At 62.9% G+C, this 26,073-nt stretch carries 18 protein-coding genes and 1 pseudogene; 14 read left to right on the plus strand and 5 right to left on the minus strand.

Annotated elements, in window-relative coordinates; translation table 11 throughout:
- Nucleotides 1-295: 295 nt before the first annotated feature.
- Entirely contained in the window at nucleotides 296-706 is a 411-nt protein-coding gene (locus ACFV2X_RS11100; RefSeq protein ID WP_385614241.1) for an NUDIX hydrolase, read from the minus strand.
- Nucleotides 703-1,359 carry an NUDIX hydrolase gene (locus ACFV2X_RS11105; protein WP_385614244.1) on the minus strand — a complete coding sequence of 219 codons (657 nt, stop codon included), beginning with the start codon at nucleotides 1,357-1,359 and terminating at the stop codon, nucleotides 703-705. The genes ACFV2X_RS11100 and ACFV2X_RS11105 overlap by 4 nt, the downstream gene beginning before the upstream one ends.
- 407 nt (nucleotides 1,360-1,766) lie before the next feature.
- On the opposite strand from ACFV2X_RS11105, the gene ACFV2X_RS11110 reads away from it, so the two are divergent.
- The 14 genes and pseudogenes from ACFV2X_RS11110 (at nucleotide 1,767) to ACFV2X_RS11175 (ending at nucleotide 21,621) form a co-directional block, all read left to right on the plus strand.
- Nucleotides 1,767-2,276, plus strand: coding sequence for a nucleoside-diphosphate kinase (locus ACFV2X_RS11110; RefSeq protein WP_385614247.1), 510 nt, complete (start codon nucleotides 1,767-1,769; stop codon nucleotides 2,274-2,276).
- Between the two features lie 79 nt (nucleotides 2,277-2,355).
- Nucleotides 2,356-2,655: a hypothetical protein gene (locus tag ACFV2X_RS11115; RefSeq protein WP_385614248.1), complete on the plus strand. Its 300-nt coding sequence runs from the start codon at nucleotides 2,356-2,358 to the stop codon at nucleotides 2,653-2,655.
- A gap of 152 nt (nucleotides 2,656-2,807) precedes the next feature.
- Complete coding sequence (locus ACFV2X_RS11120; RefSeq protein ID WP_385614249.1) at nucleotides 2,808-3,392, plus strand: hypothetical protein; 585 nt, start codon at nucleotides 2,808-2,810, stop codon at nucleotides 3,390-3,392.
- A gap of 40 nt (nucleotides 3,393-3,432) precedes the next feature.
- Nucleotides 3,433-4,197: a hypothetical protein gene (locus tag ACFV2X_RS11125; RefSeq protein WP_385614251.1), complete on the plus strand. Its 765-nt coding sequence runs from the start codon at nucleotides 3,433-3,435 to the stop codon at nucleotides 4,195-4,197.
- Nucleotides 4,198-4,200: 3 nt separating this feature from the next.
- Entirely contained in the window at nucleotides 4,201-5,592 is a 1,392-nt protein-coding gene (locus ACFV2X_RS11130) for a hypothetical protein (RefSeq protein ID WP_385614252.1), read from the plus strand.
- Between the two features lie 52 nt (nucleotides 5,593-5,644).
- Nucleotides 5,645-6,382, plus strand: coding sequence for a class I SAM-dependent methyltransferase (locus tag ACFV2X_RS11135; RefSeq protein ID WP_385614255.1), 738 nt, complete (start codon nucleotides 5,645-5,647; stop codon nucleotides 6,380-6,382).
- Between the two features lie 309 nt (nucleotides 6,383-6,691).
- Nucleotides 6,692-7,960 (plus strand): tyrosine--tRNA ligase, encoded by a 1,269-nt coding sequence (tyrS, locus tag ACFV2X_RS11140; RefSeq protein WP_385614258.1) that lies wholly within the window; start codon nucleotides 6,692-6,694, stop codon nucleotides 7,958-7,960.
- Nucleotides 7,961-8,524: 564 nt separating this feature from the next.
- Nucleotides 8,525-9,358: an aminoglycoside phosphotransferase gene (locus tag ACFV2X_RS11145; protein ID WP_385614573.1), complete on the plus strand. Its 834-nt coding sequence runs from the start codon at nucleotides 8,525-8,527 to the stop codon at nucleotides 9,356-9,358.
- Nucleotides 9,359-9,551: 193 nt separating this feature from the next.
- A pseudogene (locus tag ACFV2X_RS11150) lies at nucleotides 9,552-9,884 on the plus strand (transposase); the annotation flags it as partial.
- A gap of 95 nt (nucleotides 9,885-9,979) precedes the next feature.
- On the plus strand, nucleotides 9,980-13,222 hold the full coding sequence (locus tag ACFV2X_RS11155; RefSeq protein ID WP_385614261.1) for a helicase-related protein: 3,243 nt from the start codon (nucleotides 9,980-9,982) through the stop codon (nucleotides 13,220-13,222).
- The gene (locus ACFV2X_RS11160) at nucleotides 13,209-15,995 is read left to right on the plus strand and encodes a hypothetical protein (protein ID WP_385614264.1); all 2,787 of its coding nucleotides are present in this window, start codon (nucleotides 13,209-13,211) and stop codon (nucleotides 15,993-15,995) included. The genes ACFV2X_RS11155 and ACFV2X_RS11160 overlap by 14 nt, the downstream gene beginning before the upstream one ends.
- Nucleotides 15,995-18,934 (plus strand): DUF499 domain-containing protein, encoded by a 2,940-nt coding sequence (locus tag ACFV2X_RS11165; protein ID WP_385614267.1) that lies wholly within the window; start codon nucleotides 15,995-15,997, stop codon nucleotides 18,932-18,934. The genes ACFV2X_RS11160 and ACFV2X_RS11165 overlap by 1 nt, the downstream gene beginning before the upstream one ends.
- A 288-nt stretch (nucleotides 18,935-19,222) precedes the next feature.
- On the plus strand, nucleotides 19,223-20,773 hold the full coding sequence (locus ACFV2X_RS11170; protein ID WP_385614269.1) for an AAA family ATPase: 1,551 nt from the start codon (nucleotides 19,223-19,225) through the stop codon (nucleotides 20,771-20,773).
- On the plus strand, nucleotides 20,773-21,621 hold the full coding sequence (locus ACFV2X_RS11175) for a hypothetical protein (protein WP_385614271.1): 849 nt from the start codon (nucleotides 20,773-20,775) through the stop codon (nucleotides 21,619-21,621). The genes ACFV2X_RS11170 and ACFV2X_RS11175 overlap by 1 nt, the downstream gene beginning before the upstream one ends.
- A gap of 861 nt (nucleotides 21,622-22,482) precedes the next feature.
- On the opposite strand, the gene cas7c is transcribed toward ACFV2X_RS11175, so the two are convergent.
- From cas7c to cas5c, 3 genes are read right to left on the minus strand one after another with little or no spacing between them, the layout of a single operon-like run.
- Nucleotides 22,483-23,352 (minus strand): type I-C CRISPR-associated protein Cas7/Csd2, encoded by an 870-nt coding sequence (gene cas7c, locus ACFV2X_RS11180; RefSeq protein WP_385614274.1) that lies wholly within the window; start codon nucleotides 23,350-23,352, stop codon nucleotides 22,483-22,485.
- 55 nt (nucleotides 23,353-23,407) lie between these two features.
- Nucleotides 23,408-25,240, minus strand: a complete 1,833-nt coding sequence (cas8c, locus tag ACFV2X_RS11185; RefSeq protein WP_385614277.1) for a type I-C CRISPR-associated protein Cas8c/Csd1 — start codon at nucleotides 25,238-25,240, stop codon at nucleotides 23,408-23,410.
- Nucleotide 25,241: 1 nt separating this feature from the next.
- A complete protein-coding gene (gene cas5c, locus ACFV2X_RS11190) occupies nucleotides 25,242-26,012 on the minus strand; it encodes a type I-C CRISPR-associated protein Cas5c (protein WP_385614279.1) in 771 nt (256 codons plus the stop codon).
- Nucleotides 26,013-26,073: the final 61 nt, after the last annotated feature.

Genomic DNA, 26,073 nt, shown 5'->3' on the forward strand with positions numbered 1-26,073 from the left:
GACTTTGCTGAGGAACTTGGCGTCGAACCCGGCACGCTGCACAGTTGGGTCTCGCGCTGGTGCCATCACGGGTCGGCGATGTCCGGCCGCCCCTCGGAGGCGCCGGCTGGCGAGCGGCTGTGCCGGAAGACGTCGCGGCCATAATGCCGCCACCAAGCAGTTGGCTGACAGCATTGAAACGCTCAGCAACGAAAACCGGCAGGCTCAGCGGAGCGCAGCTTGATAGCTGACTTTGGTTCGTTACGGTGATCGGCGTGAGCAGGATCTGGCTGCCTCGCTGCCTGAGCTTGGCAGGTCAGTCCAGCGTTGCGTCCAAGTGTTGCTGAACCGGTCCGAACAGGCTGTACGGCACGTACTCCGGGATTTCATCACGGGTCAGCCAGGCAAGCTTGTCAAGCTCTTCGGTGTCCGCTACGTGCGCGGTGCCGCTCGCCACCTCGCAGGCAATGTAGGACATTAGCCTGCCAGTCGCTGGGTGGACACGCTCGCCGAGTAGTCTGACGACAGTCACACCGAGTCCTGTCTCTTCCTTGGCCTCCCGTACAGCGGCCTCCTCGCAAGCTTCGCCGGGCTCGATCTCGCCAGCAGGGAATTGCCAGGAGAGCTGGCCCTCGCTGACCCGGCGCCGGACCATCAGGACGCGTCCTTTGTGGACGATGATGGCTGCGGCGATGCCGGGACGCTCATCAGTGCCTTGTTGCTTCACGTCTGCTCCTCCAGGACGGCCAGCGCGGGTGGGAAAATCCTATCTACGGGGATGAAACGGGTCACCGCCTTTCTGGGAATCCACATCACATCCACGTTCTCGACAGTGTCGGTGTTGGTGGCCTCGCCCGCGAGATACTCGCAGAGGAAGTACTCGCACAGCACGCCGGTCACGGGGTGGAGTCGGGTTCCAAGGCGCTGCCGGACCGCGCAGTGCACACTGGTCTCATCCAGAGTTTCTCGCACGGTCGCTGTCTCTGCCTTTGCGCCGGGCTTGATGACACCGGCTGGAAACTGCCAGGTGATACCGGTCGCGTCGTCTCTGCGGCATACCAGCAGCACCGCGTCGTCTTTGATGACCACGGCAATGGCGACGCGCAGGGCTTGGGCGCCAGCCGGTCCCGATACCGCTGATCTTCGTTCGTTGGTGACGAGAAGTGCGAACCGCTGTCGTGCCGCTGACGGAGCCTGCTCGTGGACTGTATCGAGAAGCTGCTGCATCTCCCTACGCGGTACTACGGCTGAGTCGGAGTGCCAGGCGGCCACCGTTCTCACAGCGATCCCGAGCCGGTCGGCGAACTGTTCGTTGGTGAGGCGGAGGGCAGATTGCAACAGGCAGGCGTAACGACCGTTCCAAAGCTCGATCACGTCCACAGCTACCCCTCCGTCGCTGTCGCTCTCGGTGCAGGAACATGCGCACTGAAGGTGCACTCCGGCTGCACTGGCGCTTCATGGCCATACCGGGGGCGCTCCAGAAGGATGTAGGCCACCAGGGGCCGGGTTGCCTGCGGGATGCGTGAGCCCCTGAGTGGCCGCCCAGCTGTGCGCGAGAGTGTCAGCCGACGTCAAGGGGATTCTAGACGAGTGTAGCCAGCGGATAGGCCGACCACGGCACTTGGCTGAAACAGAGCCTTGGCCCGCTGGTCAGCAGCAGTGTTCTCGACGTCGCTCGTCCGGGTGAACGCCTGTGCGTCCGAGCGGCCAGGTGGACGCAGGTAACCTCAGCACATGATGGCTGATCTGCCGTCATGTTCCTTTGTACACAAGCCGAAAGGGAGTCAATGGCTGAGGAACAGGCACACGCCGTAGAGCGCACGCTCGTCCTGCTCAAGCCCGATGCGCTCGCACGTGGCCTGGCAGGGAGGATTATTTCCCGATTTGAGGACGCCGCGCTGAAGATCGTCGGTACCAAGATGAAGTGGATGGACGCGGAGTTCACCCGGCGGCACTACTTCGACCTTGAGGAGCGCTTGGGCTCGGAGGTCTACAGCGTCACAGCGACGTTCATGCAGCAAGGGCCGGTCATTGCCTTGGTGCTGGAAGGGTTCGACTCCATCGCCACCGTGCGGAAGATCGTCGGCAGCACCTACCCGAACCAGGCTCCGGCAGGAACGGTGCGAGGTGACCTCTCACACTACAGCTCAGCCGCCAGCACAGCCTCGGGCAAGGCCGTGGCCAACCTCGTGCACGCCTCTGGGAACAAAGAGGAGGCACAGCAGGAGGTGGAGCTGTGGTTCGACAAGGACGAACTGCAGGACTACAAGACGCTCGCGGAGATCTACACGTACTGATACCGGGCTTGGCGTCACTACCCGGGCGTCGACGCGTTGAGCACCACCAGGGCACGACCAACCGATCTGAAAGGGCACCATGACCAACCAGACCCGCTTGGCCTCCGCCGAGGAGTTGGAGTCGATCTTCCAGCGGGAACTGACGACCGACCGCTGGGCAGCGACCGAGACCGCCTACGCCTTGGCGGTACGCCACCGTGACTTGGGTGACCGGCCCAAGTCACGTGAGTGGGTGGACCAGTGCCTGCGGCTCCTGGAGGGCTTCCCCAGCGAGACGGAGGAGCAAGTGGCCACTGGTCGTACGTCCGTGGGGGGCGTGCAGCTGCCGACCTATCTGCACCAAGGTGTGGTCCGGGAACGTTTCGGCGACCTGGACTGAGCGACTGAACCAGCTGGGTGATGCGGTCAGGCAATGCCGGCCGCATCACCCGCTCTTGACCATCAACTGCACATCCTCCACCCGGACCGAATAGCGGCCATGGAGTCGGTCCGGCTGGCCCCCTCATGCCTGAACCAGGAGGCGATATCCCTATGCCCGTCGAGATCGAGATGCGTGCCCGCTTCAGTAAGGATGCTCATGATCAGCTCATCGACCGTTTGAAGCGGGACGGCGAGGACCTGGGCTCAGACGACAAGCGTATCTACTTCTACGTATTGTCTGACCAGCTGCTGAAAGTCACCGACAACACTGCGCAAGGCACCGCCAAGATCACCCTCAAGGGAAGCAAGATCGGACAGGGTGCGGCCTTTGCGGAGACTGAGTTCGCCATTGCCCCGGCTGACGTGACCGCTGCAGTCACGCTATTCAACGCCCTCGGCTTCGAGGACGTGATGCACGAGGCGTTCAACTTCCGGCACAACTTCCGCTTCGACGGCGTCGAGATCGCTGTCAAGTGGAGCGAGGCGTGGGGTTACCACGCCGAGTTCGAGGTGCTACTGGACGACGCCGCGTCGGAGGCCGCTCACACCGAGGCCACAGCCAAGATCACGGACGTTGCCACCAAGCTGGGCATCACACTGATGACCGAGCAGGAACTGGCCGAGTTCACTGCCGCTTTCGAGGCCGCGGAAAAGGAGCGCAAGGAGCGCGAGCAGCAGGCCCCACCCATCCGATAACAGCTCCTCACCGCAGAAGCCACCAAGGGGGTAGGCACGGATGAACACGACCCCAGTGACCGCAAGTCTGGTCGACCTGGCTACCAGAAGGCAGCTGCCTCTCCATCAGTATATGGACTCGGCCACCGTCAACTGGATCACGGCGAATCGGCCCGAGCTCCGACAGACGTCGCAGCCGACCTTGCGTCCGATGTCGCAGAGTCTTCTCACGCGGGCCGGACTGCCAGATAGCTGGATGTCGGAACCCCGTCTATACACGTCGATCCACGGTGTCAGACACAGTATGCGCACGGCGGCGCTAGCCGCCGTCCTTGCCGAGGCGAACGGCCTGGATGACGCAGACACCGCCATAGCCATTGTGGCCGCCGCTGTCCACGACTGCCAGCGTCAACACGACAAGGCTGATCATGGCCATGGCGGTCGTGCGGCCATATGGCTCGCCGCGAACGCCGACATTGTCTGGGGACGTTTCGGCCTCACGGCCGAACCGCGCCAGGTCGTGCAGGCGGCCACCGCCGTCCGGCTACACGATGTTCCCTACGACGCGTTTACCGCCGACGACCAGCCCGGTTACTTGCGGTGCAAGCGTGTCTGCGACGTGGTCAAGGCTGCGGATGCGCTGGACCGCTATCGCTTGCCAAAGCTCAAGTGGTGGCCGGACGCTCGACACATTCGCGGTCTTGGGTTCGACCAGTTCCGAAGCCTCGCCTTCGACCTCGTGCTCATCTCGGAGAAGGCACACCTTGCAGGTGCCTCCAGTACGGCTGCCGTCCTCTATGCATTAGCAGAGAAAGGACTGGTGTGACCCGTGGACTTCCCCGACGCCTATCAACTGTGGGCCGACGCTCACGTCTTCTTCGGCACTACCTTCATCCCCAGCCCCGCCGACGTCAGCGACCCGCTGACCAAGCGGTCCGATGCCTGGGAGAAGCGTTTGGCCGAGCAAACGCCAAATGGTCGGCTCCTACGGCAGAACGCTCTATTCGACACCTTGAGTGGTAGCGGCAAGCTGCATCTCCTCCACGTCACCCACGCTCTGGAGCAGATCAGCCAGCAAGGGGCGCTCTACCCGTCCGGCGGCTGCCTCGTCGGAAGCATCTACTGTGCACCTCTCACCGCCGCCGATCGAGGCTTCCGGATGCACAACCTGGCCTCCTACGTCCTGACCAAGGAGGCGCCGGCCTTCCTGGCCAAACTCGGCGTCACTGATCGCGCCCCCACTCCCTTGATCTTCGAAATAGATACCCCGCCGGAGGCGTACCGGGGGCTCGCGGGCGTGGACTATCTGCGACTGGGACTCATCCACCTGAAGATCTACAGTCACCTTGAGTATCTGCTGAGTAAGGGCGAGCGCCACCGCCTCCGCGAGACTGTCGTGGGTAGGGTGAAGAACTCGGCCGCCTTCCTCGCCAGCGCGGCGGCGGTGGTCTACCAGGGCACCCACATCGCGGCCGAGCCGTTCCTTCGTCTGCTCGACGAGACCATCCCCCGCTTACCGATACTCGGCTACCTGTACTTCGAGGCGGTCGCTGAGTACCTGATGCTCCACTCGACCTCACGGCACACCCGCCGCCTCGCCGAATTCGGAGAGCTGAACAACTGGCTCTACAAGGAAATGCTGTTCGCCTCCTTTCCGAACATGGCTGGCAAGTTCGACCTTGCTAAGTTCCGGCCCCGTCCAGAGCACTTGGCCAACCTCATCCACCAGATTGATCCGACCATCGACACGACGCATGCGAGTGTCTACCTGGTCGAACGGATCAGCTACCTTGTCGTTGCCCGGCTTTTCACCTCTGGCCAGGTGCCCGAGGTCTGGCGCCACACCCGGTGGGAATTCGAGTCCATTTCCATCCAGCTTGGCCCACTGCTTGGACACCTTATTCATCGGGAACTGCGCACCTTCGGCCGTTACCCCGACTTCTACTTCTACTTCGACCAGTACAAGGCGCTGCAAGCCTGGAACTACTGGAACCACATGGACATCGTTGCGCCGTTCAACGGCACGATACCCAAGGGCGAGATCGGCATTAACCCCGCTTATCCCAACCTCAACTACCGAGTATGGCGGGCCGAGCAGGACGACACTGGCCACCTCCACCCGGACGAGCAGCTTTCTCTGACCATTGCCCCACGGCTGGTAGACATCAAGTACACCCTCATGCGCAACAACCAGTGGTCCGCAGCGCCCAATGCTGCGTAAGGACCACCTGTCGTCTCGCAGCACCACTTCATCGCCTTCCCCGGAGCCCGCCATGAGTCTGTTCGGCATGCCCTCCATTGACCTTCTCAGCAACCAAATCGCCGCCGTCCTGGATGATCCGGCCACCACCCATGGCCTGGCCCGTGCTCTCCGCGCTGTGGCAAAGGAGATCGAACTCCACCGCCATCACCACACCAGCCAGCGCGCCTGGCCCAACGGCCGCATCAACCAGAAGCCCTCCAAGGTTCAGATCGGAGGCGGCTCCCATCACATCGACGGCTTCTTCAACATCGATGCCGTCCCGCCCGCCGACCTCCTTTGGGACATCCGAGAGGGCATCCCTTTGCAGGACGACAGCGTCGAGCTGTTCTTCTCAGAGCACTTCCTTGAGCACATCGACTATCCGCGCTCGGCCAAGAACTACATTCGAGAAGCGCAGCGAGTGCTCGTTCCTGGGGGGCAGATCATCACCGGAGTCCCTGACGCCGCTTTCGCTCTGAGCCAGTACCCGGGCCCGCTGAACGCATGCGACGAGATGATCGAGCGCTGGTACGCCAAGCGCGACTGTCGCAGCGACATCAACACCCGGCTCGACCTCGTCAACCTTGTCTTCCGAGACCAGGATGACGACCCCAAGTACACCCCGCACCTCTGGGCCTACGACCACGAGAAGCTCGCCCAGCTCTTCACCGAGGCGGGCTTCACCGCCGTCGCTCCGTGGACCTTCGACTCCACCATCGCCAACCCGAAGCGCCGGTGGGGCAGCCTCTACGTCATCGCGACAAAATAGTGGTTCTAACGACTGCGGACTCCGGCCGGCACCCGTGTCAACGGCTTGGGGTCGTGTTCGTGGGTCGCGCCCAGTGGCTGGAAGCCGCTCCACTGCTTGGCCAGCCGCCGAGCTGTGTCGTCTTGCCGACGCGTCCAGCTGCAAGTCCGCTTTGAGCTGCGGTTATGGCGGAGTTGGCGCCTTAGATGTGTTGGGCAACTGCCGAACATCTCTCATTATGTTGAGTGTTTCAGCGCCTCTAATGCCGCTCCGGAAGCCTGGCTACACTGGCCGCAACACTGACACACGCGACTCAAGGAGACACAAACTGTGACGGCCATCGTCGACGAGCTCAGGTGGCGCGGGCTGATCGCCCATGCCACTGACGAAGACGCTTTGCGCAAGGCTCTCGCGGATGGTCCCGTCACGTTCTATTGCGGCTTTGACCCAACCGCAGCCAGCCTGCACGTCGGTCACCTGGTGCAGCTACTCACGCTCCGTCGGCTCCAGCAGGCCGGGCACCGGCCGCTGGCACTCGTGGGCGGCGCGACCGGCCAGATCGGCGACCCTCGGCCCACAGCCGAGCGCACCCTGAACGACCCGGAGACCATCGCCCAGTGGGTGACCCGGCTACGCGCGCAGATCGAGCCGTACCTCTCCTTTGAGGGTGACAATGCGGCAACCGTCGTCAACAACCTGGACTGGACCGCGGGCCTGCCCGTAATCGAGTTCTTGCGGGACATCGGCAAGCACTTTCGGGTGAACAAGATGCTCACCAAGGACTCAGTCGCCAAGCGCCTGGCATCCGACCAGGGCATCAGCTACACGGAGTTCAGCTACCAGTTGCTTCAAGGCATGGACTTCCTGGAGCTGTACCGGCGGTACGGCTGCACCCTCCAGACGGGCGGCAGCGACCAGTGGGGCAACCTCACTGCCGGCCTGGATCTGATCCACCGCCTGGAGCCGCACGCCGAGGTGCACGCGCTCGCGACGCCATTGATGACGAAGGCGGACGGCACCAAGTTCGGCAAGACGGAGACTGGCACGCTCTGGCTCGACCCGGAGATGACCACGCCATACGCGTTCTACCAGTTCTGGCTGAACACGGATGACCAAGACATCGCGCGGTACATGCGCATTCTCTCCTTCAAGTCCCGTGAGGAATTGGAGGAGCTGGAGAAGGTAACCGAGGAGCGGCCGCAAGCCCGTGCCGCGCAGCGTGCGCTTGCCGTGGAGCTGACCACGCTGGTGCATGGCGCCGACCAGTGTGCCGCCGTGGTTGCCGCATCGAAGGCGCTGTTCGGGCAGGGTGAGCTCGCCGAGCTCGACGAGGCGACGCTGGCCGCCGCGGTCTCCGAGCTCCCGAGCGCCAGGGTGAGCCAGCTCGGGCAGGTTATCGATCTGTTCGCGGAGGTTGGCCTGGTGGCGAGCAAATCGGCCGCCCGCCGTACCGTGAAGGAGGGCGGCGCCTACGTGAACAACGTGAAGGTCACCGCCGAGGACGCGGTGGCCACGGCCGACGTGCTGCTGCACGGACGCTGGTTGGTGCTGCGCAGGGGCAAGAGGAACCTGGCGGCGATCGAAGTCATCGAAGCCTGAAGCAGACCGAGAGATGAAAACTCAGCCGTGAGCGGGAGGAGTACTTCCGGCTCACGAAACTGGGCTACGGCAACCGCGGGGCAAGCAAGATCGTCGACACCAATCCTCGGAGCGTCGGCGGCCCGATTGGGGCCCGCCTGGCCGCCTGGCGCCGCCACCGGAGCTGACCTGGGATGACCTTGCCTTCCGCACCGGCCTGGAGCTCAATTACCTCGCGGGGCTGGAGACGGGCGGGGAGTGGGTGGACCGCTGCGGCCGGCTGGCGGTGCTGACCACCGCTTTGCGGCTGGATGTGGCGGCCCTAACCGGGCAGCCCTTCCCGCCGCGCGGGGAGGAGCACGCGGCGGTGCGTGCGGTCGCCTTTCACTTGCGCCACCTGGTCCGCCGACAACCGGATACGGCCTCCGGCGTACTGCTGGAGGAACTGGTGGAACGGACTCGGGCCGCCGCACAGGACGAAGCCGCGGGCGATGAGGTCAGCACCGAAAGGGTGACGGAGTATCGGGCTGTTCTGCGCGAAAGGGCTACCTTGAGCGCAGGATCCCCGTCCAGGAAGGATCAATGGTGCACGCCACTTTGGATGACCTCTCGACCGTTGCGCTGGACGGCGTCCTCGACGACGCAGAGCGGCGGCTCGGGCGTCAGCTCAGGCGCGATGACGGCCACTTCAGTAAATGCAACGGCACCGCCGGATTCGGAACCGATGAAGCCACATGGGTCCGGATCGCCTGGCGGCGTACTGCGGAGATCGACTCCCAGGCATGGACCGGCTACGAGGCTGCAGCTGCCATCGAGGGCGTGCCCCGCCCCGAATGGTCGGCAGCAGCCGTCTGGACAGACGATGCACGCGGCGTGGTGTGGCGTGCGGACGAGATGACGCTCGTGGAAGACGGGGCCCTCTCCGCTACAGGCGACATCACCACAGATCCTGGACTGCCCGAGCAGTGGTGGGCCGACCTGCAGACCGCACTCACCAACCTCGCGGCGCACTCCACAGACCGTGTGTCCATGAGCCAAGCCCACTTGACCCGGCGGATCCACGAGGTCTACGGGAAGGAAATCGACACCACGATCACCGACTGGGCGTGCGCCCACGGCGATCTTGGTTACGCCAACCTCTGCGGTCCTGGCCTGTCGATCATCGACTGGGAGAGCTGGGGCATGGGCCCAGTGGGATGGGACGCGGCCTGTTTGTGGTCCGCTTCCCTGACCGTGCCCGCGCTTGCAGAACGAGTACAGGCCATGTTCTCCGACATTTTGTCGACTCGCAGCGGCAAGCTGTCCCGCCTGCTGCTGTGCGCCAACGTCGAGCGGGCGTTCCGCCGGATAGGAAAGAAGGGGCCGCTCACCGACACCATGGCTGAACGCGCTACCTCGCTGATTCGAGAACTGCAGTAGAGCACCAACAGAACCTGGGCTTGATACGACCGTTCTGCTGATGACCGGCCCTGTCCTTGAACTCCGCCGTAGCTGGAGGGCAGGGCTTCGCCACGATGGCCGACAACGCGGCAGACTCGAGCGGCTGGTAGGTGGACCGGCCAACCCTCGTCAGGTAGGAGTTCTCGAAGCAGCTTCAGCGCAGAAATCCCACCTGCTCCAGGCCATTCCGCTGGTACGCGGCCGACACGGACGGCCTCGCCGACGGCCGAAGGCGCTCTCCGCCGACCGAGGCTACGATCACGACAACTACCGCAAGCAGGTCCGGGCGGTCGGGATCACCTCTGTCAGCGCCCGCTTCGGCATTGAACACGGCTCAGGGCTGGGTGTCCACCGGTGGGTTGCCGAACAGGGCTTCGCGCTCCTGCACTGGTTTCGCCGGTTACGGATCCGCTGGGAGATCCGCGACGACATCCACGAAGCGGTCCTCAGCCTCGCCTGCAGCATCAGCTGCTGGCGACGACTGAAGAAACTCGCACGTTGTTAGGACTCCTAAGAGGCCGGAACATGTGATCTGCCCTTACGAGCAGAAGTAGGCTTCACCCTGCAAGACCATGGGAAACGATCCACAGGGGGTACTGGGTGACCGACGACCCCAGCACGCTACCCAAAGCCGGCAGCCAGATTACCGTCGACGGTCACCTGGTCACCGTGGTCATGGCTACCCCCACGCCTGCCGGCTGCGATCTTGTGATCCGTCACGGAAACGGGGCACTCGCAGACGCTGCCCTGACTCACGACGAGCTACGCGAAGCTACGGTCCCCGCCAACGACGCAGGCGGCAACGCCGACCGTGCTCTCGCGGGCCTCTGGGGGCGCTGGATGCAGTACGCGGTCCCGCGTATCCGCTCCGCTGTCCTTGCCACACGGCCTCTGAAGCCATACGCGCACCAGGACGAGGCTGTCTTCACGCACATGCTGGCGCAGCCGCGGTTGCGGTTCTTGCTGGCCGACGAACCCGGCACCGGCAAGACGATCATGACCGGCATGTACATTGCGGAAGGGACTCGCCGAGGCCTGATTCCCGGCCGCACGGTGATCGTGGTCCCGGCCCACCTGGTGACGAAGTGGCAGCGCGATCTTCGCCGGTACTTCGCCATCGAAGCAGGCCGCCTCACACCGGAGATTGCACGCGACCCCAAGGACCTGGACCCACGGGTGAGCGTCTGGGTCGTCAGTGTTGACCTGTACACCTACAACCCCGATGTCTCTCGCAAGGTGTCCGGATCGCGCGCATCTTGGTCCCTGGCCGTATTCGACGAAGCCCACCGGCTCACACCTACATCCCGATACCTGGGCTCAGCACAAGAGCTGGCCGAGCGGACCCACCATCTACTGCTCCTAACCGCAACCCCTCACCGCGGCAAGGAACATTTCTTCCGCGGCCTGATGAACCTCCTCGATCCCACGATGTACCCGTGGGAGCCGCGTACCAACGACTACGAAGGGGCCCTACGCCCCAGCTCTCTCTCGTTTCTGCGCCGCATGAAAGAGGAACTCAAAGATCTGGAAGGCAACGACCTCTTCCCTCCTCGATACGCAGACACGATCTCCGTAGATCTTGAAGCCCGTGAGTACGCCGCGTACTCGGCGGTGATGGATTATGTGGACGACTTCTATTCCGACTCTGCGGTACTTGCTCGCTCGATCTACGGCAAGAGGGCAGCCTCGTCACTGACTGCAGCACGGGCCACCGTGCAACGCCGTCAAATCGCCCTTAAAGGACCGGCCAGCGGTCGTAGTACAGGCGCAATCCCCGAAGAATTCACCACTGATACCGACGGTGGGCTGACGCTCTCAGTTGACGATGAAGAAGCCTGGGGGCGAGCCGAGGACCTGATTGTCTCAGCGCAAACTCAGGACAAGGCGAAAGAGCTTGCCCGTATCGAGACGGTACTCGCGGCGATCTCCCGGGCGGAGAATGCGGGCACCTCTTCCAAGTGGGCACGCGCGCAGGAAGTTCTTGAGAAGCACTCGATTACGCCGGGCAGCGGCCAGCTTCTTGTCTTCACAGAGTTTTCCGACACAGCCCGCTGGCTAGTATCCCGGTTCGCCGCTATCGGCTTCTCCGTGAACATCCTCGACGGCACCGTCGGGCACCACGAGCGAGACAAGCTCCAGCAGCAGTTCCTCAGCGGGGCGTTTCAGGTCCTCGTCTCCACCGACGCCGGCGGCGAGGGCATCGACCTTCAGTCCGCCCACGTCATGATCAACTGGGACATTCCCTGGTCCCTAGTCAGGCTGGAACAGCGCATGGGCCGGCTGCACCGGATCGGCCAAACCAATCCCGTGCACATCTACCACCTGGTGGCGCCGGAGACGCGGGAAGGCCGTGTCCAGGAAGTGATGCTTGCCAACATCGAGGCCGCCAGCGAGGCACTCGGAGGTCGCATCTTCGACCTTCTGGACGCTGCGACTGCACGATCCGGGTTCGACTTCGCGCAGGCGCTCGCCGCGGCTCAACAGCACCCGGGGCAGGACCTGCGGATCCCCGAGGCCCGGACCCTGGTCGCTAGCGCCAGAGAACTCGTGCGCGACGAGGACAGGCTTGTCAGCCCCGCCAATGTCGACGCCGCCATGGACCGATTCCGCGCCGACCGCCTCGAAGCAATCAACCCCGTCATCGTCGACGCGTTTCTGGATCAGCTGGCCAGGGCTCAAGGCTGGCTCCTCTCGCCAGGGCCAGCCCAAGGGCTGCGGCGCCTGTCAGCGCCCAAGCCGCTCCCTGAGGCCCTGGGCGGCGGGTCCGAGCGACTCGTTGCGGCAGACGGAGCTTCCGTACGTCAAGCGATCAACGACGGCGCCACAGACCTTGACGACGTCGTCGTACTCGGCCCTACCGAGGAATCTTTCGGTGAACTCGTCGAGCTTGCCCTGCACACAGGAGAAACCGACCTCGTGCGCGGTGCACACGTCGTAGACACCGCTTCACTGACGGGCTACACCCTTCTGCTGTACGACGCCGAAGTCGAAGTCCATGACGGAGTCCGCCGGGTCCGGGAGAAGGCGCCGATGCTCGTGCGCTACTCCGGCGCGGGCGCCTTCGTAGCGGGCTGGGAATCGCTCATGAACCTCCAGGCACCAGCCGATGGTGTCTCGCTTCCGCACAGTGGGTTGAGTCCAGCCATGCGGGCAGAGGGCGCTCGTGAAGCCCAGCTACTCCTGGAAGCAGAGACCACCCGCTTCCGAGATCAACGCCGCTCGTGGGTCGCCAAGGCACGGGAACAACTTGACCAGGTCGAGTACAGGTACTTGGAGGAGCTCGAGGAACTGAGTGCTGATGTGCGGCGGGATCGCATGGCCCAGTTCACGCAGCACAAGCAAGATCGCCTGACGCAGCTTACGCAGATCGAGAAGGTCAACCCCACCGCGCAGCGCATGATCGGCTGGCTGAACGTGGCCGGCGGAGCGAAGCAGGCGGAGCTCGGCTATGACCCGAACAGCGAGAAGGTCGCTGTGGCCACGGTTCTTGCCGAACTGGAACGTCTCGGTTACGTCGTCGACGACCGGCAAACAGCAGGAGTTGGCTATGATCTTTTGGCTCGACACCGCGAGCACGGCGAGCAACGGCTGGTTGAAGTCAAGGGGCTCGTCGACGACCTACGGCCCGTTTGGCTGGAGCAGCACGAGTGGGCACAGGCCCAACAGCGCGGACAGGACTACTGGCTGTACGTGGTGACGAGCTGCGCCACCAATCCTGTGGTGACGATTCGGGCACAGGACCCCGCCGGAAAACTGGGCAACAACGTCCGGCGCATCGAACGTGTGCAGATCAGGGTCACAGACCTTATGAGGATGATGGAGATGAGCCGTGAACACCGCTGACGCGGGGAAGGTCCAGAAGGCAGTCGCCGAGGATGTCCGAACGCGGCTCATCGACAGCTGGTTTCCGTGCTCAGCAGTTGACGAAGCTTGTAGCACACCGGCAGGCTCCGGGCGGAACGAGAAAGCGATCTTCCCTTGGTTCGCCTCGCGGCCGATCGCACAGGCTCGAGCTGCGGTTCTCACAACGCTGCTCCCTGCGGATGACACGATGCGCCCACACGTGGAGGCCGCCGTACGGAGCGGCAGCGCAGGCGCGCTCAATCGCCTCTCACGGGTAGTCCGGGAAAACTACGGTGGCCGTGACCCCGTCGTCCTCGACCTGTTCTCGGGCCGCGGCATCATCCCATTGGAGGCCGCGCGCCTTGGGGTGACATCGGTGGGCACTGACCTCAGCCCAGTCGCTACTCTCGCGGGTCGTCTCTTGGCAGATTGGCCACTCCGCGACTGGAACAGTGAACCGTCGCTCCCGTTCGATGGCTCAGCAGATGCGGAAGGCCAGGCAAAGGGAACACACCGCTTGGCAGACGATGCACGGGTCCTTCATCAGGAAATCGGCATACGAGTCCGCCGTGCTCTCGCGAAGCACTACCCGCTGGATGCTTCAGGAAGATTGCCTTGGGGATATCTGTGGGCAGTATCCATGCCTTGCGACCACTGCCGCAGGCGATTCCCGCTCATCGGCTCGCTCGTGCTCCGGCATCCGTACCAGAAGACGTTCGATGCAGGCCAGTCACTCCATCTCGCTGTTGAGGGCGACAAGTGGCGTGCCGAAGTGGTGGACGGAACTCCAACTGGTCAGCCCACGTACACGTCCGCAGGCAAGAAGGGTAAGAGCGCGAGGTGCCTGTTCTGTGGACACATCCATAGCCTTGACACCGTCAAGGCAAAGGGATTCGCCAGGGAGTATCAAGACGAGCCACTTGCGGTAGCCGATTTCAGCGAGAGTCCGGACAAAAAGAACGAGACGAAGAAGATCTTCCGAGCCCTGCGGGAAGATGAACGTCGCGCAGCACTTGAAGTGAACTGGAATGATCTCAAGAAGATCGGCTCGCTGAGCCCGGTTCCCGATGAAGACATTCCACCGAACAACGTGCACACTGTTCAGGCCAGCGGATACGGCTACCTGAACTATGGCGAACTCATGGTTGTGCGCCAAACTCTGCACTTCGGGACCATCGCACAGACGATCCGAGAGTGCTACGCGGAAATGGTCGAGGCTGGCGTAAGCGCTGAGTACAGTCAGGCACTCGTTGGCTACGCTGCCTCGACACTCGCACGCATGACTCGCCGTGCTACGAGAGGTGCACGACTCCACTCCCATGGAATCTCTGGCGGCAGCGGTCAAAATCGCGTGCAGATCGGGGACGTGTTCACGAATGAAGCTAGCCTATCTTTCCAATTCGACTATTTCGAGGCTGGGATTGGCGATGGGCCTGGCACTTGGGGCAGTATCGCAGAGACTGGACTGAAGCCTCTGGCCACCCACTTGCGAGGCCTGACAGGCAGGCCAGCAAGACTACGACGCGCCAATGCAATGGCTATCCCGTATCGCGACGGTACGGTTGATGCCGTAATTTGCGACCCGCCTTATTACGACATGATTGAGTATGCAGACGCGTCGGACTACTACTATGTATGGATCCGCCGCATCCTAGCGGAAATTCAGCCCGACCTCTTCGGGGAGGACGTCGGGACGGTCGTCGGACCGAACCTGCAAAACAAGGACGATGAGATCATCGTGCGCCGCGTATACAACGGTGGCGTCAAGCACGACAGAGAGTTCTACGAGAATTCACTCTCCAGGGCCTTCAAAGAAGCGAAGCGTGTTCTCCGCAGCGACGGCCACCTCGTGGTTGTCTTCGGACATTCCGATCCCGAGGCATGGAAGCGGCTGCTAGCAGCATTGCACGATGCGGGATTCGTGATCACAAGTTCGTGGCCGTCTCGGACCGAGAACTCGCACACCGGTGTCGCGAGCATCAAAGTCACCGTCACCATCGGATGCCGCGTGGCACCCGCGAAGCGCAACGTCGCAACAGCGGCGCAGGTAGACCGTGAAGTTACAGAGGCAGTGAAGTCCGCCGTACGTGATTGGGAGCGCGACGGACTCGCCTTCACGGACCAACTCATGGCTTCGATCGGTCGGGGCATGGAGGTGTACGGCAAGTACAGCAAGATCCTGAAGCCAGATGGCTCGGAGGCAGAGCTCGATCGGTACCTGACACTGTCCCGAGTCGCGGTACGTGATGCCATGGCGCTCAAGCTAGACGAGCTGCCACTCGAGACCTTCGACAAGCGCACCAGGTTCGCGGTCTTCTGGCTGCGCCTCAACGGCCTGACGACCATCTCAAAGGGGGAGTCAAGGTTCCTCGCTCAGGCTGACAGCCTCAGCTTCGACGACGTCCGAACGCGTCTCCTGAAGGAAAGTAATCGGGGGTTCAAGCTCCGCCTTGACCCTCCGGAAAGCGTTTCGACCGACTCGTCAACGATTGAGGTCGCGCGCGCCATGGCCGGCGCATGGGATGAAGGTGGAACAGAGGCTGTCGCCTCTGTGATCGCCACCGCAGAGTTTGCCCCCAATGACCCACATCTCTGGGCCGTGGTCGGAGAGATGGTGACTCAGCTGCCCCCCAGCGACAAGGCAGCAAAAGCCCTCACCGCGATTCAGAGAAACGTGCACGCCATCAGCAGCCTTGCCCAGCGTACAGCCGATACAGCTATGCCCAGCTCGACGCAATTGACCTTCGCTAACTTGCTTGAGGGGAGCTCCTGATGAGCGCGCAACAGACCGTACCTCACTGGGCAGATGTGCTGGCCCTGCGGCCGGAGGTTCGCGCATCTGATGGCTCCGTCGGTGAACTCCAGATGTCGCTTCACAAGGCCGTTTACCAGACGAAGGACGTGCCGTATCGCAAGGTCAGCTACTACGGTGAGATCACCGAGCCTACGCCGAATCTGGTCGGTTTCTTCGCCCGAGTGGCAAGGCGGCTTGGGACCGACGACATGGGCACGGCCCTCTTCCATCTTGACCAGGGCATGGGTGGCGGTAAGTCCCATGCCCTGGTTGGTCTCTATCACATGGCCAACACCCCTGCGGAATTCTTCGCTACCGAACTTGGACAGACAGTCCGTGAGGAGGCGGAGCAGGGCGGAGTCAGCCTCGATCTCAAGTCGCCCAAGGTGGTGACCCTGACGGCAGACAACTTCTCCCCAGGGCGCCCGACTGAGGTATTCGGCCCAGCGATCAACCTATTCGAACGCTTCATCTGGGCGCTCGTCGATGGCGACATGGACCGATACAAGCACTATGTCGGAATGGGTCCAAACAAGGATACTATTCGCACGGCGCTCTCGGATGCCAACCGTCCTGTCCTCGTGCTTCTGGACGAGCTGATGGACTACGTGCTCCCGCTCTCGGCCCCGGCCTACGTTGAAACAATGCCTGATGAGCAGGCATTTCTCAGTGCGCTCATGGATGCCTGCGACGACATCCCCCGGGTGTCGTTTGTCTTGGTCATGATCCGCTCGGAGCGAGACGAGCGCGGATACAACATGGCCGCGCAGGACTTCCGGCAGTTCGTTGCCGACCGCGTGGTCCGAAACGGCCTCACTATCCCCGTCAACGAGCCCCAGGACTTTTCGTCGATCATCAGGCGACGACTCTTCCAGGCGGTAACGAACGATCTCCCTACCCAGGACCTTGGGCGGTCCTACATAAAGGCAGCTACGGGTCCGTACACGACCAAGGTATTCGACAAGCTCGGAGCTAATCGAGGCGTAGCAGGCTTCCCGGCGAGGGTGGAGAAGAGCTATCCATTCCATCCAGAACTCATGCGGCTCGTACAGGAGGAGTGGTCCCTCGTTCAGGGCTTCCAGGAAGTCCGTTCCACAGTCGCTATCTTCGCCCGTACTGCGATGCACTGGGTGGATGAGCACAAAGCTAAGCGTTGGGCTCCAACGCTGGTCGGTGTAGGCGATATCCCACTCACCGTCGCACTCGAGCAGCTCCTTTCCTCCGGGCTGCTTATGGGCAATGACCGTGCAGTTCAAGGCTGGCGAGCTGTGGCCGGCACGGACATCACGAGCTCCGACAAGAGCCACGGCCGCGCGGTCGCGATCGACAAGGAGCTACGCAACCACGGGGTGGAGTCACGGCAGCCCGCGCCAGCGGTGCGAATGGCGACGGCATTGATGTGTTACTCGCTTGTGGGCCGGGCCCAAGGGCGTCGAGGGGCTACTAAGGCCGAACTGCTTGCCAGCATCTTTGAACCGTCATTCTTCGGGACTTCTGAGTTCAACGCTGCAGAGGAGGTCTTTAATGCGCTGACCGCAGAAGAGGGGCTGGGCGCGCTCTCAACGGACACGCCGACGAATGCCCCAGCACGCTACTCACTGTCGATCAAGCAGAACCTTCGCATGTACTTCACGGCTGCCAAAGCCCTTGTGCAGCGTGCGGAGCAAGAGGCCCTGGTTTGGAACGTCGCGCAGCAGATCGCTCAGAACTCCAAAGGGCCGTTCGAACAAGTCATCACCATCGACCGGCCGCGTGGTGAAGACGTTGACCTGAGCGAGGTCTTCGCTGATGTTGATTCGAACGCCACCCGGCTCGTTGTCCTTGACCCGCGTCGCTGGACACTGCTGAATGGCAAGGACAATAGCAGCCGGACCGAGATTTCAGCTCTCTTTGGTCTCGGGGACCAGGCGCTCACTGTCGATAATGCGGCTAGCTGCATCGTTGCCTGTGTGAACACGCAGCAGCGCGATCATGCGCGGAAGCGCGCTTGGGAGGTTCTGGCCTGGCGTCATGTTCTCCAGCAGGTCAGCGATGACGCAGAGGATGATCTCGTCCAGGCGCGCGGAAAACTCAGTGCGGCCGAGACGAAGCTCAAGGACGCTGTCCTCAAGGCTTACCGGCACTACGCTTATCTACTACGGGTAGGGGAAGAACTTGTAGTTGAGTTCAAGCGGTTCGAAGACGACGGTAAGTCCGCCCTTCACGGTCAGGCGGTCTGGGATCAGCTCGTCGAAAACAGCCGAGCGACCCGCCGCGGAGGGCTGGCGCATGAATACCTTGCGGCCTTGCTGCAAACCTTTGATCGGGCTCTCACGCCGCGGGAAGTGGTGCAGGCCTTCTATAAAAACCCGGCCTTCCCGCTTGTCACCTCAATTGATGAGATTCGCCGCGTAATCTTTGAACTCATCGAGCATGATTGGGAACTCGTCGACAGTAACGGGGCTGCCCTTTCAGTTCAATCGCAGGGTCAGATTCAGATCAACTCGATCGCCGTGACCCTCCAGCCTCGCACGAAGACTACTCCACAGTCTCCGAGTATGGGGGATGATTCTTCTGCGGAAGGGGGGAGCGAAACTCACTCGGGTAGTTCCTCGGGCCAGGGGGCAGATGAGGGCGGTTTGGAGAGTCAGCCAACTGACCCGACTGATGTGAATACTCCTCTAGGTTCGAAGGTGTACAAGCGTTATCTGCTTGAATTGGCCAATAGGAGCATCACCTCCCATGAGAAGCGTGAAGAGATTTGGCAACTGCTGCGGGAACTGGCCAAGGCATTGGACCCGGCATTCTTCAATGAGCGGGACCATCAACTCATTGATTTGAGGGTGACGCTGACGACCGCTGAAGGCGATGAGGGTCGTATCGTCTCGAAGGGGCAAGAGATCGGCGCACGTGTCGTAATCGAAGAGGACGACTTCTAAGCCCGCTGGGCCACCTTGAGGGAGAGAGGGGGGCCCAGCATTCATGCCGGGTGGCACGATTGCTGTTCAGCTTGGCACCAGGCCACGACGTCGAGGCATCTCAAGGCATGCGCGCCGTGTTCCCCTGGCTGGGGCGGGGGTCTGGAGCCGTGTACACAGAGCGGCGTACCCATGTCGGAGTCATTTTCATGGACGAACCGCTTGTACAGATTACTCTGGCCCTTGCAGCCTGCCGCCTCTCGCGGCCTGGCCAGGGCGCGGTGACTGGTGAGGGGGGAAGGAGAGCGCATGCGCTTCACCGTGGTGGAAGAAGGCAGCGAGGAACCAACAGATCTTCGCGCCCATGCATTGCTCATCACGGACCGATGGAGCGATCAAGGGTTCGTCACCATGTTCCACCTCGTGGTCTATGACGAGGGTGGTGTTCGGCGGGATATCGGCGAGGTCAAGATCGGCAAGTTCGGCATGGCAACTCGCTCCTCCCCTCCTGTTCCGCAGGGCTTCGACCACCTTGACGACACGTTCTTCTCTCTCGGCCAGGACGACAGCTACTACACCAATCTGGGAAGCCTGAGGATCGAGTTTCGAGAACAAGTTCTCTCCGCGCTCCGGGACATGGCCTTCGATGCGCGAATCTTTGCGCATGCCAAAGACGAGCCCGTGACGCAGCAGTCGCTCCTGCGATTTGTGAAGATCGCTGCGGTCGAAGAGCAGTTCCGCCGCATCGCCCAGGGGGGCCAGCGGGTGACGGCTTTCCAAGTGGGCTACAAGTCGCCGGCCCCTGCAGACGGCGGAGGAGACCCTGTTGTCTTGAAGTTCGCTGTGGTTCCAGAATCGCTGCCACCGACGAACATTCACGTGCTAATCGGCCGTAACAGTGTCGGAAAGTCCTTCCTCCTCAACAGACTAACCCGCTGCATCGGCGACAGCGAAGCCAGCGAAGAAGAAGTGGGCCGGATCATCGAGTACGGGCGAGGTGGCCGCGACACCTTCACCAACCTGGTCAGCGTCACATTCAGCGCCTTCGATGACTTCCCTCTGCTCAACGATGGCGACATAGGCATAGCCCGCTACGCGTATGTTGGGTTGAAGAGTCCTACCTCCAACCGGACGCCGAGGATCAAGACCCCCAATAGGCTCCTGGGCGACTTCACCGAGAGCGTGGAGGCGTGCCTAACCGGTACACGCGCCCAGCGGTGGACGAAGGCGCTCCGCACCCTGCAATACGCCGGAAGTGGCTTCATTACGGATGAATGGCTCGAAGACTTCCTCACCACACAGAACGCAGACAGCCGTCGCCGCAAGGCCCGCCGTCTCTTCGTGGGTCTCAGTTCGGGGCACAAGGTCGTCCTGTTAACGCTGACCCGCCTAGTAGAACACGTCACTGAGCGGACGCTTGTGGTCATCGATGAACCCGAATCCCACCTGCACCCGCCCCTCCTGGCCGCGTTTATCCGAGCCCTGTCCGACCTGCTTGCCGAGCGCAATGGACTCGCTATCGTCGCCACTCACTCGCCCGTCGTCCTCCAAGAGGTTCCGGCCTCATGCGTGTGGAAACTGAACCGGTACGGGAACCAACTCGTCGCCGAGCGTCCCGTCATCGAAACGTTCGGAGAGAACGTAGGCATCCTCACTCACGAGGTCTTCGGCCTGGAGGTCACAGATTCCGGCTACCACCGCTATCTGAAGAGACTCGTCCGCGACAACCTCTCGTACGGAGAGATCCTCGGCCGCTTCGACGGACAACTCGGTGGTGAAGCCAAAGGCATCGTCATGGCCCTCATCTCCGTACGCGACACACAAGGAGGCCTCGGCCCGGCTGTGGAGGAACGCTACTGATGCGCTCGCTGCCCGTGCCGAGCCTGTCTGCTCGGACCCTCTACCGCGCCTGCATTAGCACGGCGATCCGCAGGCACAAGCGGCGGCTGGAAGCGTTGGAGCAGGCCGTTGTCGATGCATCTGACGAGTTCGAGGCCGCAGCAAGCGCAGCCGCACTGCACACGCTCAACGAGCTCGCAAAGAAGCCTGCCGATGAGGCTGACCGCACTCAGCTCACCAATACCTACACAGATAGGCTCGTGCCGGACAGGTCGCCTGGCGGCGTGTTCTACAACGAATTGAAGAAGGTTCCCCACAAGATCTGCCCACTGTGCGGGCACCGTGATGTCAGCACCCTCGATCACCAGCTGCCGAAGATGAAATACCCGCTCCTGGCAGTCACGCCGATCAACCTCGTGCCAGCATGCGGCATTTGCAACTGGCTCAAGGGTGAACATGTGCCTGAGACAGCCAGCGAGCAGACGCTTCACCCGTACTACGACGATGTGGCAGATCAGCAGTGGCTCTTTGCCCGCCTGAAGTGGATCGAGAACCGCCCACCGGAGGTCACGTACTTCATACGCCCCCCGCAGGGCGCGGACTGTGTTCTCGCCGCCCGTGTGATTCGCCACTTTCAGATGTTCCGCCTCGCCGAACTCTACGGCCCCAATGCGGTTCGCGAGATGAGCAACATCCGCGGAATTCTCAGAGGAATGAACGCCGCAGGGCGGCGCAAGTATCTGCTGCTGGCGGAACACAGTATCCTCATAGACAAGGATGCAGGGGGTCAAAACCACTGGAAGAGAGCCTTGCTCCAGACTCTGGCAGGGGACTCCGGGTATCTCGAAGGCGGCTTCGACCAATTCTGAGCCTGTCGGCTCATGCCAGCGCACAGCGGCAGCCTGTATCACCTGACGGTCAGTTGTGATGTGGATTGGCCGTCCAGACCGTCCCATCTCCGCACTTGGCCGATGTGACTTCGCTACGGTCGCAACGCATCCAAGGGCGGCGTGGTCTCCCCCGGGTAGATGCCCATCGCCCTCGGCCTCGATCTGATCGGCAAGCATGTGCCCCTGTGTTCGACGGCAGCCTGATATATGTCATCCATGCCGGGCTCCTGGTCAAGACCCCTCGCTACCCCGATCCCGTATCAGCGTCGCGCGAAGCTCGCCGGCGCCCGGGTCGCCACCACACCGCTACCACCGCCACCCTCACAGCCGCGGGGCGGGCCATCCGGCGCGTCGGAGCTGACGGCGTCTTCGTCGTCGCACGGCAGAAGCTCCGCCCCGGCGTGGCTCACGCTGGCAAGACCGTCACTGTGGTTATTGAGGATGCCGAAGAGCCAGCACTATACGGCCGTTGACAGGATGACGATTTTGCGTCTCGGCGGTGACACGCCAGTGGTGCTTATCGGCGTTGTTTCGATCCTCGGTCGCCATTGAGGGCGACCGCCACTGCGGACCTCGACCCGCCCCTCGTGGCCTGGGCCAGGTTGCGATCCTCGGTCGCCCCTGAGAGCGACCGCCACCGGCACGATCGACGCCCCCGAGGGCCACACCTGGATGTTGCGATCCTCGGTCGCCTCGGAGGGCGGCCGCCACCCGCAACTGTCACGACAATATCGCCGACCCGCGGAAGGTTGCGATTCTCGACCGCCCCAGCGGACGGCCGCTATCGCAGGGCGGGTTTACGCCGCGGGGTCGCCCGTGTGTTGCGGTCCTGGGGCGGCCTCAGCCGATGAGGCGAGTGAGGGTCACTCCCTCGGGCACGCTGTCTTCGTCGATGTTGATCTGGTCGGCGTAGTCGTCCCAGGATCGTGCCTCGCTGTGGCCCAGCGGCTTGATGCGGATCAGGTCGAATAGCTTGTGGGCGGGGGCCCGTCCGTACGAGTCGTCGTGGGAGAAGACGTACAGGCCGCGGATGGCCATCTCGCCGCGTGAGGCGGCGCGGTCGTGATCGAACATCATGGTCATGGCTTGCCAGTAGGCGGCTAGGTCCGCTGAGGTGACGTTGGCCTTGGTGCCGAGGGCGCCGGAGTAGAAGCCGTGGCCGCGATACAGCCCGTAAGGCACGTAGTGCTTGTTGCCCATCTCGGTGACCTTGCCGTTGGCGAGGTCCTCGGGCTTGTTTGGGGCTACGCGGGTGATGCCGGCCTCAAGCGGGGTGATGGGGTCGACGGAGCGGGAGAAGGTGAGCTGCATGGGTCCGCGGGCCTTTCCGGCGTGCTTCTTCTGGTCGCCGACGGACATGACGGCGCCGAACATGCGGACGTCGTAGAAGTTGCGGATCATCCACTGCTGGGCGGTGGCGGTGTTGCCTTCTTTTGCGCCGCCTTCGTGGTAGGCGCGCTGAATCTGCGGGTTGAGGGCAACGCCTTCCTCGACGTACATCTCGAAGCCGGGCTGTCCTTGGTGGGCGAGGGTGATCGTGTTGCGGATCTTCCGCTTGAGGGCGACATCGGTGATGAGGCCCTGGCTGGTGATGGGGTCGAGGCGGGGCATGCCGCCGGCGTCGGGGTCGCCGTTGGGGTTGCCGTCCTTGACGTCGATGAGGAAGACGTAGTCGTGCTTGCGGGTGGGGTTCAGGTGTGCGGCTGTCATGACTGCGCTTGGTGTCCTTTCCGGTCCGGTGATGTCGTTGTGGGCTGTTATGCGCTCACCAGAGGGTGTCGTCCGTTGTGCTTGTGTCCTCGGTGGCCTCGGGGAGGGCGTCCGCTGCCTGATCGTCGGCGAGTTCCTTGCCGGCCTCGCGGGCCTTGATGGCTTCGGCGGCGGCTCGTGCGGAGTGAGCGCGTTGGTGTTCGTAGCCGAGGATGAACAGGGCCTGCTGTTCGGCGTTCAGGTGGGCGGGGAGAGCGTCGAGCAGGTCGAAGGCTTCCCGCATCCGGTTTTCCATGGCCCGGGCTGCGGGTTCGCTCTTGCGGGCGATGGTGCGCAGGTGGGGGCGGGCGCCGAGCCGGAGCCGGGTGAGGACGGCTCGGGGAGAGACGACGGCGGTGGTCAGGTACTTGTCGGTGATGGTGGTGTTGACCTTGGGCATGGCCTTGCGCTGGATCGCTTCGAGCATGGCCATGATCCGCCCGCATACATATCCGGGTTCGGTCGACTCGGTGTTCAGCCGGGGCACACAGAGCTCCTTGTGTCGGGTGGTCGTACGGGTCAAGGCAAGGCGCAGCAGCGCGATGCGGGGCCGGTCGATGTGGTGGTCGGCGCGGATGCGCTGCATGAGGACCGGCAGGATGTGGGCCGGCGGTGGAGTCCCGTGAAGTGCAGCTTTGGCCAGGTCAGCTTGCAGATGCTTGGGGACAGTAGTGTCGATGTACTTGTTCTTGCGCTTGTCCCAGCGAGCTCCGGACAGGGCGAGTCGCCAGACCGACCAGTAGACGTAGGTGTTGTTCCAGCCGTCCCAAGTCTGCTGGTCGGTGAACCAGGCACCGAGCCGCTGTTTCAGCTCGGGGACGGGGATGGTGATCCAATCGGCGACGATGACCCTGTTGGTGTTCACGCGCAAAGTGGTGGCGTGGAAGGCGTCGTCGAGGGCGGCCAGCGCATCGCGTCCCTTGTGGGGGTGGTTGAGCCCGTCGATGAGTTGGGCAACTTCCGTGGGGTCGGGGTTGTCCAGGGTCCACATGTCCGTTTCGGCCGTGGGGTTGCGGGTCCACCACACGATGGCGGAGTCGCCGGCACGGGTATGGTGCTCGGGGTCGGCCAGCAGTGTGTTCAGGGCGGTGGCGGCTTTGGTTCCGCACCGGACGCAGACGGGAGTAGCGCCGAGCTGCTTGATGCCGGCCCGGTAGTGGGCGGGCTGGTTGAGGCAGATCAGCTGCGTGTTCATCCCGGAGTTGGGAAGCCCCTTGATGGGGACCGGGAGCGTGGACAGCAACGATCCCGTCTGTCCGCAGACGAGGCAGAACCCTTCCTGGCTCTTGCCCGGCTTCCCACTCTTTGTGCTCTTGACCTTGTTTGCCCACCAGTGTTGGGCTTGCGGTAGGTCGTGGATCCATTGGCCGTCTACGCTGATGGCCACGAGGTGCCCCTGTTCCATCCCGTCGGGCCAGTGATCTGGCGTGCGCCTATCCAGCCACGCGGCGACCGTGTGGGCCTGCGGAAGGTCGGGGTGCTCGTTGCACCAGGAGCTCACCATGTCGCGGTAGGCGGCGTGACGTTCCCGGGCTTTGGAGATGTCCTTTGGGCTGGTCGACGGAACCTTCTCTTCGTCCGGGCTTTTCACCAGGCCGGGATGGGCGAGGACGTACAGTGCGCTGTCGGCGAGCAGGAACGGCGGGGGGTTCTTCCCAGAGCGGCCCGTGTATGGGGCAGTGACCGTTCGTTGCTCCTCCCCCTTGGCTGGGCGAAGGTCGATGATCAGCGGTTCGGTGTTGCCTGCACTGGAAAGATCGATCTGCCACATGATCTGGCGCTGCTGGTAGTAGTCGGGGACGGCATCCTGGCGGCTCTCGGCGTGTTGGACGAGGCTGTGCAGCAGCACTTCAGGACGTCCCCTCGGCGGTGGCGCGGCCCTCAGCCCCAGGCATCCCACCAACTTGGGTGGGGTTCAGCGGGCGGTCCGGCACGTGGAGAACACCGCGTTCGAGGCGGGCCCGGAACCAGTGGTATCGCTCCTTGCCGTTCGGTAGGTACTCGATGTGGTGGAGCATCAGCCCGATTTCGTCGATCGGGGGAATGCCTGCCTGGTCGGCGGGGGTGACGGCGCCGGCCTCCTGTGCTGATCCGCGGGGGCCGAAGAACGCTGCGAACTCGCGGCAGCCGAAGTGGGGTTGTTCGAAGCAGGCACCTCGCTTGATTCGGCGGTCGAACTGGTCGCGGTACTTCGGCAGTGGCGCGGTGCAACGGTCGGTGGCGTTGATGGTGGCGTGGATGCGGTAGGCGACGTCGCGCAGTGCGACGGTGGCGCGCTGCCCGCGGTCCTCGGAGGCGTCATACCGGTAGCCGTTGTTGGCGCGCAAGTCCTCGACGGTCTTCTTGGTGATGATCGAGTTGTTGACCTCGTTGCGCCGGAAGCTGGTCCACTGCACTGGCTTGAGCAGTTCAATTCGCTCGACTTGGTAGGTCATCTCCGGCTTCCGGAAGATCGCCTCCAGTAGCCCTCTCGCTGCTGAGGGAGTCATGGTCGGGTAGGAGACCCGTTCGACCTTGAGTTCTGGGCGGGTGAAGCAGGCCAGCGGTCCCCACGCCTCCACTTGGACGTGAAGTGGCCGGTCAGCCCTTTCCCCACGCTGTCGGTTTTGTGCCGTGAGCATAAGTCTTCACCCTTTCTGTGCTGCCTGGCTGGGCCGGTTGTCAGTGCCTGCGGTTAGCGTC

The sequence above is a fragment of the Streptomyces sp. NPDC059679 genome, assembly GCF_042734105.1.
Lineage (GTDB): Bacteria > Actinomycetota > Actinomycetes > Streptomycetales > Streptomycetaceae > Streptomyces.